The following is a 13,811-nucleotide window of genomic DNA, read 5'->3' on the forward strand; positions in this document are numbered from 1 at the left end:
ATTGCAAAAGTGTCAGGTTCAAATGCTGCTTTTATAAGTGAATGAACCTGACATTGCACCTCATCATTTTTCAAAATATTTAAAGTGTTTTTGTAGAAAAAGTGCTAAAACCAGATTGGAGGCTTTGCATTGAAAATTGGAATACTAGTAAGAGACACATTTCCTCGGTTAATTGAAAGTGGCTTACTGTCCAATGAAGATATTAATTACCTGCAGGATAAAAGATATAGCAAGAATACTTTTGATTTAAACTATCCCTTCTTAAAAAAGGTTGATCACTCAAAAAATATTAAAGAGCAAAGATTGGTCAATTATTATCCGCGCTACTATGCAAAACCGCTTAGAATCAATGGAGAAGATTACTTTGTCACTAGCGAGTGGTACGAGCGCAGTAAGGGCCGTTATGTTAATTGGCTAATGTCAAAGGGTGTGAAGGTGACTAACTGAAGTTTATTTAAAACTCTTTCGAAAAGAGTGTACTTCTATTGAAAGAAAGAAGATTTAATGTAAGAATTCACTTATCAAGGTTTTTGACTGTAGGTGGTAAGATTGGAAAACGTAGAGATTATTACTTGGCCATTTAGAGAAAGAAGTTTAAAAGGGATAGGGAACAATGAAATGTTTCTGAACTATCCGGTGATTTATATATTAAATGGTGCCAAAGAGGCGTATATCGGGGAAACCGTCTATTTTAAAAAGCGCATGAAAACTCATATGAAAGATAAAGAACGAAAAAAATTGGAGTCCATGCACTTGATCAAGCATGAAAAATTCAACCGTTCCGCAACGTTTCATCTTGAAACAAAGCTGATCAATTACTTTTTGGGCGATGAGAAATACAAGCTTCAAAATAAGAGCAAGACAACTAGCGATTACACGCATAATTATTATGATAAGCCGTACTACGACCAAGGCGTCTTTCAGGAGCTATGGGCGAAGCTCTATGAAGAAGGCATTGTCACCAACAAGCATCATGTAATTGAGAATAAGGACATCTTTAAATTATCTCCATTCAAAGAATTGTCTCTGGATCAGCTTGATTTAAAGGAGAAAGTCCTGCGGTTTTGCGAAGAACAGGTGCAAAACGAGCTCGGTGAATATGGAAGTCTTTTCTTGATTGAAGGAGAGGCAGGAGTCGGGAAAAGTGTTGTGTTAAGTTCCATTTTCAATACAATTCAAGAACTGACAACGGAAGCTTCTTCACCACTTTATAATACGGAAAACTACCTGGTTGTAAACCACGAGGAAATGTTCAAAACTTATAAGGGAATTGCTTCTCAATTAAAACACCTAAAAGCCAAAAACTTTGCAAAACCGACACCACTAATCAATCGTTTGATTAAGGAAAATAAAAAAGTTGATATTATTCTAGTGGATGAGGCACATTTACTATTAACACGGCCGGATAACTATAATAACTTTTCCGCTGAAAATCAATTGGAAGAACTGCTTAAGCTTGCGAAAATTGTCGTCATCGTCTATGACAGCGATCAAGTTTTGAAACTAAAGAGCCTTTGGCAAGAGATCACTTTAGAAAACCTGACGGATAAAAGTTTTTATACGGATTATTATCAACTTACCAACCAGTTCCGTATGAACGCAAATGATCAGGTGATTGACTGGATTAACCAGTTCAAAAAACGGCGATTATTGCCTATGCCATACGATAAAGACTATGAATTGAAAGTTTTTGCGACACTGCAGGAAATGCATGAGGCCATCATAGAGAAAAATAAACAATTCGGTCTTAGCCGTGTCGTCTCCACCTTTGACTATTTGCATAAGAAGGATGGGGGAGTTTACTACATCACGGAGGATAGTGGAGAATACAGCATTCCGTGGAACATCACAGACAATAAATTCACCTGGGCGGAGGAAGCGTCCACAGTAAATGAAGCTGGTTCAATTTATACAATCCAAGGATTCGATTTGAACTACGTAGGCGTCATTTTGGGACCTTCCATTACATATGACGAGTATTCTGACCAACTGGTCGTAAAAAGCGATGCATATAAAGATGTGGGAGCTTTTGCTGGGACTGAAGGTATTGAGGATGTCGAGGCAGCAAAGGAAAGAATCATTTTAAATTCGGTCAATATTTTGATGAAGCGCGGGATAAAAGGGCTGTATCTATACGCAAGTGACGAGGCATTGAGAAAGCAACTGCTTGAATACCAAAACAAGTTAGGTGAAAACGATGAATGAAATTGAACAATTAACCGCAAAAATCCTAGAGTTCAGAGAGGAGCGAGATTGGAAACAATTCCACAATCCTAAGGATCTGGCTTTGTCGCTTTCCTTGGAAGCTAGCGAACTGCTTGAAACGTTCCAATGGAAAACAAGCGAAGAAGCGATAGAGAAGAGTTTTGCAGAGATGAAGGACGAATTGGCGGATGTGTTTATCTACACTCTTCTCTTCGCAAATGACTCCGGCATCGATCTTTTAGCGGCTGTAGAACAGAAAATAGAGAAAAACAGCAAGAAGTATCCGGTGGAGAAAGCGTATGGGAGTAAGGAGAAGTATACGGCGTTTGAATGAAACATTTCACTTGATAAGTTGCGATTAAGGAGAGTTTATATAATTGGAAACAAAAAATATTAAAGTTCCTTACTAGTTTTACAAATTTAGTACACAGGAGTACAGTAATGGACGTTATAGATAAAAGACTTATCGTCAATTCAGGGATAGAGAATTTATTAAATGAGTTGGTTTCCTCTCTTGAGGAATGTGAGCGTTTTTATTTTAGTGTGGCCTTTATTAATTTTAGCGGGCTCCAGTTGCTTCTCGATCCTATTAAAGAGGCTGAGAAGAGAGGGGCGGTAGGGAAGATTATTACGTCTACCTATTTAAATTTCACCGAAGCGAAGGCGCTAGAGAAACTAAGAGAGTTTGACAACGTACACCTTAAGGTTTTTGTGACGGATAAAGAGATTGGTTTTCATACAAAGGCATATGTTTTCGAGTATCGCGATACATACAAGGTTATCATTGGCTCGTCCAATATTACGCAAAGCGCTCTGAAAAGCAACATAGAGTGGAACGTTGAAATTATCGCGAAGGAAGATGGGCAGTTTATTCAGGATGTTTTAAAGGAGTTCGACAACCTATGGCATCTGAGTGAGGAAGCGGATGATAAATTCATTGCCAGATATGAAGATTTTCTAAAAACAGTCAAGAGTACGCAGGTTACCCATCAAATGATTTATGAAGAGAAACAGTATATTGTTCCTAACAAAATGCAGAAGAGGGCTACAGAGAATTTAGAAAGATTGAGAAGATTTGGGGAGAAAAAGGCACTCGTCATCGCCGCAACAGGTACTGGGAAAACATATATGTCGGCTTTTGATGTGAAAAATGTAAAGCCAAAGAAGCTTTTGTTTATTGTCCATCGAGTAGAAATATTGAAGAAAGCGAAAGAAACATTTGAATTTCTCTTGCCCAATGAGAATCTAACATTCGGTCTTCTAACGGGGACCAACAAGGAAAAACACACAGACTATGTTTTCGCAACTATTTGGACAGTTTCTAAATGTTTTCGTGAGTTTGAACGAGATGAGTTCGAATATATAATTATCGACGAAGCCCACCATGCGACAAGTCCTATATACCAAGAGGTACTACAATATTTTACCCCTCAGTTCACTTTAGGGATGACTGCTACTCCAGAACGAAGCGACGGTCAAAACGTTTTCGAGTTATTTGATAATAACGTTGCCCTCGAAGTTCGTCTCCATGAGGCGTTAGAAGATGAATTGGTCATTCCTTTCCACTATTTCGGCATTACGGATATTGAAAGCGTCGACTTGAGCGATGTTGATATTGACAACATTCAGGAAGTGACGAAAAAGCTGAAGGTGAACGAGCGTGTCGATTTTATTATTGAGAAGTTCCTTTTTTATGGTCATGACGGTGAAAAAAGAAAAGGTCTGGGGTTTTGTGTAAGTGTTGAGCATGCCCAGTATATGGCGAACGAATTTAACAAACGAGGTTTTCCAAGTGTGTGCTTATCCTCGAATGATTCCCAGGATCGACGCGAGCATTTCATGAACAAGTTGGAAGACGATCAAGATGAGTTGGAGTTTATTTTTACGGTAGACATTTTTAACGAAGGTGTGGATATTCCTTCCGTTAATCTTGTGTTGATGCTGCGGCCGACCAATTCACCTATTGTGTTTATCCAGCAATTGGGCAGGGGACTGCGGAAGCATAAAAGCAAATCGTTTTTAACAGTGCTTGATTTTATCGGCAATCATAATAAAGCGTTTCTCATTGCCATGGGGTTAAATGGAAGTCGTTATTATGATAAAGAAAGTCTCAAAGTTGCGATCGCGACTAGCTTTGCCAATATTCCAGGCAATACTCATATTCAAATGGACAGAATTTCACGAGACCGGATATTGGCTCAGATTGATAAGGAAAATTTCAATTCCATGAAGTACTTGAAAGAAGAATATCTGGAGTTTAAAAAGCAGAATCAAGGACGGATTCCGCTTTATTTGATGGACTACTTTAAGTATGATGGGGCTCCTGATCCAGTAAAGTATATACGGCGCGAGAAAACATATTTGCAATTCATTGCAAAAATTGAAAAGAAAAATGATTTGCAGGCTCTCTTGGCAGATGAAGCTTTTGAAGAAATAACTAAAGAGTTATCAAGCAAGCTACCATTAAAGCGGAGTTATGAGTTTGTCATCTTGCGCTATTTAGTAGATCATGAAGAAATTGATGTACAGATGGCCAAACGGGAAATCCTGAAACTGGTGGAAGATGTTGAGGATGATAGTGTGTTGCATGCCTTTGAAACATTGAACCACGATTATTATGATAGTTTCCAACGAAAAAAGCCTAAACTCGTTCACTATCACAATAGAAAACTAGTGAAATCGCCGGTTTTCAACAGGATTTTGGAAAACGAAGATTATCGGTTATTCGTTGAGGATATTCTAAATTATGGCATTCACCGATACGAGAAGGAATTTAAAACGAAAGATTATGGAGTTCCTCATTTTAAATTGTATGAGCAATACCAAATGGTCGATGCGGCTCTTTTGTCCAACTACCGGAAAATTCATAGCTCGTTTAGAGGCTCGGGGCTACTAACAAACGGGCCAGATTATTTTTTGTTCATTGATCTTCATAAAGAAGAGGATATTAAAGAGAGCATCAATTACCATGATAAATTTGTCGATGAGCAATTTTTCCAATGGCAGACGCCGAATAGCACATCACAGAATTCGGATAGGGGCCAAAATATCATTTACAATCAGCGGAACGGTATCCACCTTCATTTGTTTGTGAGGAAGTATCGGCAAATCGACGGCAAAAATGAGCCATTCATTTATATTGGAAAAGGGGAAACTGTCGAGTTTTCCGGTGAAAAGCCGATTACTGTCCAACTGAAATTGCAGAACAAAATACCGGGGAGTCTTTATACAGAGTTTATAAAAAGGGTGTAGTCCTCTCAGTGTGAGAAGACTGCACCTTTTTCCTCGATGAGCTGTTGGACGGCTGGGATGTCGGCAGGTGCCCACTTGAGCGAATCTAAATTTTCCCGTTTCAGCCAAACTACCTTGGAATGTTCACTAGGTGTCGGCGTTCCTTCGATAATTCGGCATTTGATTGAAATTAAATTAATGATGAATGTATCGTATTCATGTGTATTGTCGTTGAAAACACCCTCTGTGATTTCAATCTTACAATTCATTTCTTCTGCGATTTCCCTTTTTAGAGCGGTATTGAGATCTTCGTCTTTTTCCACTTTACCACCTGGGAACTCCCACAAGTTTGGGAGTGACATTGCTGGAGAACGAAGCGCACAAAGGATTTCCCTGTCGTTATTTTCGATGATTGCTGCCACAACTTTGATTGTCTTTTTCATTAGAGCCTCCTAAAGATTTCTGTTGAAGCTATGATACCATACAGCAAGACTATTTAGGACGACGATGCTATTTTCATTATGCTTCCCCATTCACATTTCCCGGAATAGGCCAAAACCTCCATAAATACAATAGACCAATCAGCATATTTGCATGGTTAAGGAGCGTTCATATGGGAATAATCAGCGGGAAAGAGTATATCGATCGGATTGATCAGTCGAATGTAAATCTTTTGTTTGATGGGGAGAGAGTCGAAGGGAAAATCTCGGAACATCCTGCCTTTAAAGGGATTATGAAGACAACCGCTTCGTTGTATGATATGCAATTGGAACCTTCCTATAAAGACAAATTGACATTCAGCGACCCGGATACGAAGGAAACGGTCGGCCTTTCGTATTTGCTGCCAAGGACGAAAGCGGATTTAAGAAAAAGAAGGGCAATGATGGAGGTCTGGGCAAAAAAGACGTGTGGATTGCTTGGTAGAAGCCCCGATTATATGAATACGGCCATTATGTGCTATGCGGCATCCTCTGGCATTTTAAAAGGGAAAGAAAACTGCTTCCCGGAAAACATGCGGGCTCTTTATCAAAGGGCGATGGAAAAAGATCTTTCGTTCACTCATACGTTCATTACCCCGCAGGTGAATCGTTCCCAACTTAATTTAGGATTTTCCGAAGAGGCGATTTCCGCAAGAGTTGTCGAGAGAAATGATAAAGGTATCATCGTAAAAGGCGCGCGTCTTCTCGCCACTCAAGGCGGTTTGACAGATGAGGTATTGGTTTATACGGCACCCCGGCTCTTTTTTAATCCTGACGAAGCGTTTGGATTTTCCATCCCTTCTGATACGGAAGGGGTAAAGTTTATTTGCAGAGAATCCTTTGTTGGGGGAGAATCGAGCTTCAATTATCCGCTCAGTTCCAGATTTGAAGAAATGGATTCGATTGTTGTGTTTGACAATGTGTTCGTGCCGTGGGAAAAAGTGTTTTTTTATGACAATGTCGATGCTGCTACAGACTTCAAAGAGAGAAGCCCTTTTTATCATTTGGCCTATCATCAAGTCATCATCAGGCAGATTGCAAAACTCGAATTCATCCATGGTTTGGCCGAACTCCTTGTCGACACGATTAACATCAATGAATATCAGCATATCCAGGAAAAATGTTCTGAAATCATCATTGGGATTGAAACGATGAAAGCTCTGCTGGAGAAATCCGAAAACGATGCAGAATGTGATGAATGGGGAGTCATGCTTCCGAGCTTGATTCCTTTGCAGGTGGCGAGTAACGTTTTTCCTAGGATTTACCCGCGCTTTACAGAAATCATTCAGTTAATCGCGGCGAGCGGGATTGTATCATTGCCGTCGGAAAATGCTTTCAACACACTTCAAGCAGATCTTGATCTGTATCTTCAAGCCGCAAATCGAACTGCCCTTGATCGGGTAAAATTGTTCCGGCTCGCCTGGGATCTGACAATGAGTTCATTCGGAACGAGACAAACCCAATTTGAACGATATTTTTTCGGCGATCCTGTTCGTTTGGCTGGACAATTATACGTCAATTATCCGAAAGAGAACAATATAAAAACCGTAAGCAGTTTTTTAAACCTTGTTGAATAATGGAACGACAAAAATCAATCTGAAATTGGCTGGCATTGGGGATTAATTTGAACCCAAGTGCCAGCCAATCTGTATTTATAAACGTAATTTGCCATGGACCATGTGCTTTTGAAATGATTTCGTCGTACCCATACTGTCCTTGGAACACTCCATAACCATCCCTGCCCCCTTGATACATACAATAGAAGATACTTTGGTGTGTATGCGCCAGTGTTTTCTGAATGTATTTAGTTTAAATCGAAGATAAATAGTTGTTGAAAAATGGTTTTTTGGTGATACCAAGAACTTTTAAATAGGTGTTTTATTTTTCATAAGAGGTGAGGGAATGGACACAAGGAAAATGGTTGGCCAAACGAAGACTGTTGGATTTCAAGTAGGAGTTAGAAGAACCTTTCCTATTTCACAGGAAAAAGCCTGGGATATTATCGCCTCTGAAGATGGACTAAAATCATGGTTAGGTGATAGCGATGGAATAAACCTTCAGCCAGGTCAGAAATTCTTTACAAAGATAGGAGAAGGCGAAATCCGAATTGTAAAACCTCTCCACCAACTTCGGCTTGGCTGGAAAAAAGAAGGGTGGGACAAACCGTCTACCATTCAAGTTCGAATCATATCAAAAGATCATACAAAAACCACGATTAGTTTTCACCAAGAAAATCTCTCTGATCAGCATGTTAGAAAAGAGATGCAGCAATACTGGGAAAGGATTCTTAATCAAATTGAAAAAGAAATTCATTTGGCTGGCAAATAAGCCGGTTCGTTCTACAAAAAACAGCATGGGGAGATGATCCCCCCCATGCTGTTCTACATTTATTCCAATCCGTCTAAAACCTCTTTCACCATTTTCCTCACTTCATCAGTCGACTTCGTATTCATTAACTGATTCCGCAGTTCACTCGCGCCTCTGAATCCGCGAATGTAAATCTTGAAGAAGCGGAGGAGCGGTTTGAATGGACGCGGTTCGAACTCCGCCGAGTATTTGTCGTGGAGGTCGAGCTGCAGAAGCAGCAGGTCGAGGTATTCCTTCACGCTGTGTTCTTTTGGCTCTTTCTCAAAGGCGAACGGGTTGGTGAAGACGCCTCGGCCGATCATGACGCCGTCGACGCCGTATTTTTCAACGAGCTCCAAGCCTTTTGCCCGGTCCGGGATGTCGCCATTGATCGTCAGCAGCGTGTTCGGAGCGATCTTGTCGCGCAGTTTTTTGATTTCCGGGATGATTTCCCAGTGGGCGTCGACTTTGCTCATCTCTTTTTTCGTGCGCAGATGGATGGAGAGGTTCGCGATATCCTGCTCCAAGACATGGGCGAGCCATTCGTACCATTCGTCGATCTCGGTATAGCCGAGCCTAGTTTTGACACTGACGGGCAGTCCGCCGGCTTTGGCAGCTTCAATTAGTTCGGCTGCAACAGGAGCGCGGCGGATCAGGCCGGCGCCTTTTCCTTTCGGAGCCACGTTCGGTGCCGGGCAGCCCATGTTCAGGTCGATGCCGCGGAAACCGAGTTCCTTCATACCGATGCTCATCTGCCTGAAATACTCCGGCTTGTCTCCCCAAATATGGGCGACAATCGGCTGTTCGTCCTCTGTGAACGTGAGACGGCCTCGTACGCTCGCTTGTCCGTCCGGGTGGCAGTAGCTTTCCGTATTCGTGAACTCTGTGAAATACACGTCAGGCTTCGCTGCTGCAGCGATGACGTGGCGGAAGACGACGTCTGTCACATCTTCCATTGGTGCCAATATAAAAAACGGCTTCGGCAAATCAAGCCAGAAATTATCATTGCTCATATTCCATTCTCCTCTTGCTATCTTTTCGTCATCCCACTAGTATAACAGAAAACACGCCATCGTTCATCAATGAAAAAAGCTGTTCCTTGTACAGGAAACAGCTTTTTCGCTCATTTCTTCAGCCAGTTAAGTGCGCCAATTACATCCAAAAAGACGATGACAATCGCAATTGGGGCGAGGTATTTTAAAAGGTAGTACCATAATGTGAAAAAACCGCGGCCCGTTTTGGAGCCGGCTGACATTTCCTCGAAGAGGGCTTTCCGCGACATCTTCATCGGGATGAAAAGGGCGATCAGCAAGGCGCCGAGCGGCATCAGCACATTCGAGACGAGAAAATCCATCAGGTCAAAAATCGTTTTTCCGAATAGTGTCACATCCGCTAGCACTCCATATGAGAGGCAGGACGGGATGCCCGCAAGGAAGATGAGCACGCCGATCTTCCATGTGAGCTTTTTCCTTCCGGCTGGGCTGCTGCTTTTTCTTGTCGCTACGATAATTTCAATCATTGAAAATGCCGAAGTAAGGGCTGCGAATAAAAATAAGATCAAAAAGGCGATGAAAAACAATGTGCCGAATGGCAGTTTTGAAAAGACCGCCGGCAATACGGCGAAAATTAGTGTCGGACCGGCATCAGGCTGCATGCCAAACGTGAATACCCCAGGAAAGATGGCAAGACCGGCCAGCAGCACGATCAAAATGTTCATCATCAGAATCGAAAAGGCACTGCTCGGCAGATTCTGTGTTTTCGGCAAGTACGATGCGTATGTCACCATGACGGATACGCCGATGCTCAAGGTGAAGAATGACTGTCCGAGCGCGAACAAGACTGTATCCGACGTGACCATCGAGAAATCAGGCACGAATAAAAAGGCGATCCCTTCGCCGGCTCCCGGCAATGTGAGGGAGCGGACAATCAAAAGAAGGAACAAGATGAACAAGGCCGGCATCATGAATTTGCTGGCTTTTTCGATGCCTTCCTGTACCCCTTTGGCAACGACGATGATAGTGAGCAGCATGAATCCCGCCTGGGCGGCAATCGTTTCAATCGGGTTCGAAATCATTTCCCCGAACAAACTTTCAAACCCGCTTGCCTCAAGGCCGCGCAACCCGCCCGTCAACGCTTTAAGCAAATAAAGAATAATCCAGCCGCCGATGACGCTATAAAAAGACAGCAAAAGGAAGCAGGCGACAACGCCGATTTTGCCGATAACACTCCAGTTCGTCTTCGGCGCCAGTTTCCGGTACACCGAGATGGCATCTGTCTGCCCGTTCCGGCCAAGGATGAATTCCCCAAGCAGAAGCGGCATCCCGAGAAGAAGCGTAAAGGCCAAGAAGATGATTAAAAAGGCTGCCCCCCCATTTGTGCCGGCCACATATGGGAATTTCCAGATCGCCCCGAGACCGATTGCCGAACCGGCTGCGGCAAAAATAAATCCGATTTTCGATTTCCAATGTTCCTGTTGTGACATTTCCAACCCAACTCCTGACTATGTATGAAGCATCATTATGTATCCGCCTTAAAAAGGCAGTTATCTGAAAAGTATATAGCAATTCGCAAGTTCTGAAAAGCTTTGTAGAAAGGATAGATACGAAAAATAGTGGAGAAATGCCTTTGCCGGATGCAATCGTCCAATACATAATCCTCCGGCCTCCGACCATACTACTACTGTAAAAAGGAGGGATTCGGATGGAGATTACAGCGCGGGCAGGCGGTAAAGGCGGAGGGGGAAAGAAAGACAAGAAACTGGCATGGTGGCAGCTTTCGATGATTGGTGTCGGCTGTATCATCGGAACCGGTTATTTCCTAGGGTCAGGGCTCGGAATCAAAATGACGGGGCCGTCCATTCTCATTTCCTTTCTGCTGGCAGCGGTTGGGACGTACTTCGTATTTGAGGCTTTGGCGAAAATGTCGGCACAAGACCCGCAGCCTGGCGCTTTCCGCTCCTATGCGAAAAAAGCGTATGGGGGATGGGCCGGTTTCGGCAGCGGCTGGGTGTATTGGTTTTCGGAGATGCTCATCACTGGGAGTCAGCTGACGGCATTGTCGCTGTTGACGAGGTTTTGGTTCCCGGATGTACCATTATGGGTGTTTTCTGTCTGCTATGCGGTGCTCGGGCTTATTGTAGTCATGATTGGAACAAAAGGATTCGAGCGGGCGCAAAACCTGTTCGCGATTGTAAAGATTGCCGCCATTCTGATGTTTATCGTTCTCGGTGTAATCGTGCTCTCCGGTCTGTTCGGACTAAGTGATGGCTTCAAGCCGCACGTTCCGAATTCGATGGATGAATTTATGCCAAAAGGCTGGACGGGACTGTGGGCCTCGCTCATTTTCGGATTTTATGCTTTTGGCGGTATCGAAATTATGGGGATCATGGCAGTCCGCCTGAAAAATAAGGAAGATACACATAAGTCGGGGACAGTCATGCTGATTGCGCTCGTCATCATTTATATCATTTCATTAACACTTGCGGTCAGCCTCGCGACGGTCGGCAAGTTCAATGCGAAAGAGAGCCCGTTCGTCATCGCATTGGACAAGTTTGATTTTTCCTTTTTCCCTCATATGTTTACGGCGGGCATCATCATTGCCGGATTTTCGACAATGGCGGCGTCGCTGTTCGCGGTTACGAGCATGATCGTTACGCTCGCGGAAGATGGTGATGCGCCAAAGCTGTTCGCTAAAAAAGGGAAGCTGAAAGTGCCGCCGTTCGCCTTTGGGCTGACGATTGCCGGATTAATTGTGTCGATTGTCACCGCGCTATTAATGCCGGACTCGGTGTATGAATACATTACAACGGCGGCGGGGCTCATGCTTTTGTATAACTGGTTTTTCATTCTTATCTCGTACCCGAAGCTGATCGAGGTAACAGCATTCGGGCATGCGAAACGATTTGCGGGCATGTTTTTGATTTTGCTTGCGATCAGCGGCACGCTCGTCCAGAAATCGAGCAGGCCGGGATTTTTCGTGAGTCTAGCATTCATTGCCTTGATCGGAGCAGCTCTGTTCATTATCCATCTTGTGAAAAAGAAAAGTAAAAATCCGCAGACGGAGCGAGCGTGACCATCACAGGAACATTTTCACAGCCTGGATGCCGAAGTAGATGCCGAATCCGATCAGGGATAGGCCGGAAACGATGGAAATGAGCATCAGGAGCTTATCCGTCATGAACCGCCTGAAGATGCTGGCAACGCCCGCCATCGTTACGTCCCAGATGAGCAGGCCGACAATAATCGCGAAGCTGTAAAGGGCTACCGTTGACGGCGCGTTTTCTGCAGCCGTCTTGGCAAGAATCGAGCCGTAGATGCCGAGCCAAAACAGGATGGTCAGCGGGTTTGAGATTGACATGAAAAAGCCGGAGAAGAACGATTTGGCGGCCGAGTCCGCCTTCGCGTTGCGCATGTCCCCTGCGATTTTTCCGGCGCTGACGATGCTTTCAACCCCTGTATAGGTGAGAACAAAAAATCCGAAACACCATAGAAAAGTTTTCATAAACGGAATTTCAAGAAAATGAACGATGCCGAAATAGACGAGCAGCATATAGACAAGATCGGCGATCATTGCGCCGAAACCGACGAGCCACGCATGAAAGAATCCGCTCTTGATCCCCTTGTCCAATTGTGCGGCATTGACGGGTCCGATCGGCGCAGCGAGAGATAAGCCAAGAAACACATATCCAAAGAAAAGTCCCATCGATTCAACTCCAATATCCATGTTTCTATCAATGTATTCATGAGTGGATGCTTGTACGCCTTCAATTTTCATACGACAGGCAAAGGATAAAAGAGCATGTGGGGAGAGATAATAGATCAACAGGTATTTTAAGGAGGCAGCCGCATGACGGTCTATGTGTACCAGACATTTCAGCTAAAACAGGAAGCATTCAAAGAAGGGCTTGAAAATCTGCAGGAAATGAAGGATTACCGTAATGAAAAATACAATCACAATGTGCGGATTCTGACGCCGCTTACCGGCCCGGATCATACGTATGCACTCGTTGCCGAGTATGACGGTCTTGCGGAGATGGAGCTGCAAAATGCGAAAATGTTTGATGATGATGAGTATTTGGATCTCGCCGGGCGCTTTTTCCTTGAAGATATTGTCCAGGGAAGCATGAACACACAGTTGCTCAGGGATATGAAGCATACGAAAAGCGACAAGGAGGAGGAGGACTGAGAACGGTCCCTCTCTGAAAACTTGTCCTTCTTTTCGGATTCCCGCATATACTGTTGACAGCACAGTAAGCGGGGGATGAGCGGATGATTCATTTTTTGGAAAAAGCGATTATCGGGATGGCCTTCATGAGGATGGTATCGGGGAGCATCGAGCTATTCGCGGCATTTTTGTTCCTGAGATACAATGATGTGGAAAAGGCGCTCGTCATCAATAGTTCACTGGCGCTGATTGGCCCGATCATTATGATTCTAACGACCGCGATCGGCTTGTTCGGCATTGCCGAAAAGGTGTCGCTTGCCAAAATCCTTTGGATCTTCGGCGGGGTCGCTTGTATTCTTTACGGTGTGATGAAGAGCAGTTAAAAAA

At 43.6% G+C, this 13,811-nt stretch carries 13 protein-coding genes; 9 read left to right on the forward strand and 4 right to left on the reverse strand.

Going from position 1 to position 13,811, the window contains the following annotated elements; translation table 11 throughout:
* The first annotated feature begins 129 nt into the window (after positions 1-129).
* The 4 genes from AC0TWI_RS08445 (at position 130) to AC0TWI_RS08460 (ending at position 5,457) form a co-directional block, all read left to right on the forward strand.
* Positions 130-447: a hypothetical protein gene (locus AC0TWI_RS08445; RefSeq protein ID WP_488125904.1), complete on the forward strand. Its 318-nt coding sequence runs from the start codon at positions 130-132 to the stop codon at positions 445-447.
* A 102-nt stretch (positions 448-549) separates the two neighbouring features.
* Entirely contained in the window at positions 550-2,205 is a 1,656-nt protein-coding gene (locus AC0TWI_RS08450; RefSeq protein ID WP_488125905.1) for a DUF2075 domain-containing protein, read from the forward strand.
* Between the two features lies 1 nt (position 2,206).
* Positions 2,207-2,539: a nucleotide pyrophosphohydrolase gene (locus tag AC0TWI_RS08455; protein ID WP_488125978.1), complete on the forward strand. Its 333-nt coding sequence runs from the start codon at positions 2,207-2,209 to the stop codon at positions 2,537-2,539.
* Between the two features lie 107 nt (positions 2,540-2,646).
* Positions 2,647-5,457 (forward strand): DEAD/DEAH box helicase, encoded by a 2,811-nt coding sequence (locus AC0TWI_RS08460; RefSeq protein WP_488125906.1) that lies wholly within the window; start codon positions 2,647-2,649, stop codon positions 5,455-5,457.
* A gap of 5 nt (positions 5,458-5,462) precedes the next feature.
* Here the strand turns inward: AC0TWI_RS08460 and AC0TWI_RS08465 are convergent, their stop codons facing one another.
* Positions 5,463-5,879 (reverse strand): (deoxy)nucleoside triphosphate pyrophosphohydrolase, encoded by a 417-nt coding sequence (locus tag AC0TWI_RS08465; RefSeq protein WP_488125907.1) that lies wholly within the window; start codon positions 5,877-5,879, stop codon positions 5,463-5,465.
* A 170-nt stretch (positions 5,880-6,049) separates the two neighbouring features.
* Here AC0TWI_RS08465 and hpaB point away from each other — a divergent pair, with 170 nt between their 5' ends.
* Complete coding sequence (hpaB, locus tag AC0TWI_RS08470; protein WP_488125908.1) at positions 6,050-7,492, forward strand: 4-hydroxyphenylacetate 3-monooxygenase, oxygenase component; 1,443 nt, start codon at positions 6,050-6,052, stop codon at positions 7,490-7,492.
* 325 nt (positions 7,493-7,817) lie between these two features.
* A complete protein-coding gene (locus AC0TWI_RS08475) occupies positions 7,818-8,243 on the forward strand; it encodes an SRPBCC family protein (RefSeq protein WP_488125909.1) in 426 nt (141 codons plus the stop codon).
* A 59-nt stretch (positions 8,244-8,302) separates the two neighbouring features.
* Here AC0TWI_RS08475 and AC0TWI_RS08480 read toward each other — a convergent pair whose 3' ends face one another.
* Together AC0TWI_RS08480 and AC0TWI_RS08485 are read right to left on the reverse strand one after the other, a co-directional pair.
* Complete coding sequence (locus tag AC0TWI_RS08480) at positions 8,303-9,274, reverse strand: tRNA dihydrouridine synthase (RefSeq protein ID WP_488125910.1); 972 nt, start codon at positions 9,272-9,274, stop codon at positions 8,303-8,305.
* 110 nt (positions 9,275-9,384) lie between these two features.
* On the reverse strand, positions 9,385-10,743 hold the full coding sequence (locus tag AC0TWI_RS08485; RefSeq protein ID WP_488125911.1) for a sodium-dependent transporter: 1,359 nt from the start codon (positions 10,741-10,743) through the stop codon (positions 9,385-9,387).
* Positions 10,744-10,961: 218 nt separating this feature from the next.
* Here AC0TWI_RS08485 and AC0TWI_RS08490 point away from each other — a divergent pair, with 218 nt between their 5' ends.
* Positions 10,962-12,332, forward strand: a complete 1,371-nt coding sequence (locus AC0TWI_RS08490) for an amino acid permease (protein ID WP_488125912.1) — start codon at positions 10,962-10,964, stop codon at positions 12,330-12,332.
* A 3-nt stretch (positions 12,333-12,335) separates the two neighbouring features.
* Here the strand turns inward: AC0TWI_RS08490 and AC0TWI_RS08495 are convergent, their stop codons facing one another.
* A complete protein-coding gene (locus AC0TWI_RS08495) occupies positions 12,336-12,962 on the reverse strand; it encodes a LysE family transporter (protein WP_488125913.1) in 627 nt (208 codons plus the stop codon).
* 144 nt (positions 12,963-13,106) lie between these two features.
* On the opposite strand from AC0TWI_RS08495, the gene AC0TWI_RS08500 reads away from it, so the two are divergent.
* The gene (locus tag AC0TWI_RS08500; protein ID WP_488125914.1) at positions 13,107-13,445 is read left to right on the forward strand and encodes a hypothetical protein; all 339 of its coding nucleotides are present in this window, start codon (positions 13,107-13,109) and stop codon (positions 13,443-13,445) included.
* An 83-nt stretch (positions 13,446-13,528) separates the two neighbouring features.
* Positions 13,529-13,807, forward strand: a complete 279-nt coding sequence (locus AC0TWI_RS08505; RefSeq protein WP_488125915.1) for a YqhV family protein — start codon at positions 13,529-13,531, stop codon at positions 13,805-13,807.
* Positions 13,808-13,811: the final 4 nt, after the last annotated feature.

This window comes from Lederbergia sp. B243.17, assembly GCF_057657925.1.

Bases quoted from the DNA above. Each gene is read 5' to 3' on its own strand.
- hpaB (WP_488125908.1), top strand. From the start codon at position 6,050: ATGGGAATAATCAGCGGGAAAGAGTATATCGATCGGATTGATCAGTCG.
- AC0TWI_RS08475 (WP_488125909.1), top strand. From the start codon at position 7,818: ATGGACACAAGGAAAATGGTTGGCCAAACGAAGACTGTTGGATTTCAA.
- AC0TWI_RS08490 (WP_488125912.1), top strand. From the start codon at position 10,962: ATGGAGATTACAGCGCGGGCAGGCGGTAAAGGCGGAGGGGGAAAGAAA.
- AC0TWI_RS08480 (WP_488125910.1), bottom strand. From the start codon at position 9,274: ATGAGCAATGATAATTTCTGGCTTGATTTGCCGAAGCCGTTTTTTATA.
- AC0TWI_RS08465 (WP_488125907.1), bottom strand. From the start codon at position 5,879: ATGAAAAAGACAATCAAAGTTGTGGCAGCAATCATCGAAAATAACGAC.
- AC0TWI_RS08485 (WP_488125911.1), bottom strand. From the start codon at position 10,743: ATGTCACAACAGGAACATTGGAAATCGAAAATCGGATTTATTTTTGCC.
- AC0TWI_RS08495 (WP_488125913.1), bottom strand. From the start codon at position 12,962: ATGGGACTTTTCTTTGGATATGTGTTTCTTGGCTTATCTCTCGCTGCG.
- AC0TWI_RS08460 (WP_488125906.1), top strand. From the start codon at position 2,647: ATGGACGTTATAGATAAAAGACTTATCGTCAATTCAGGGATAGAGAAT.
- AC0TWI_RS08505 (WP_488125915.1), top strand. From the start codon at position 13,529: ATGATTCATTTTTTGGAAAAAGCGATTATCGGGATGGCCTTCATGAGG.
- AC0TWI_RS08500 (WP_488125914.1), top strand. From the start codon at position 13,107: ATGACGGTCTATGTGTACCAGACATTTCAGCTAAAACAGGAAGCATTC.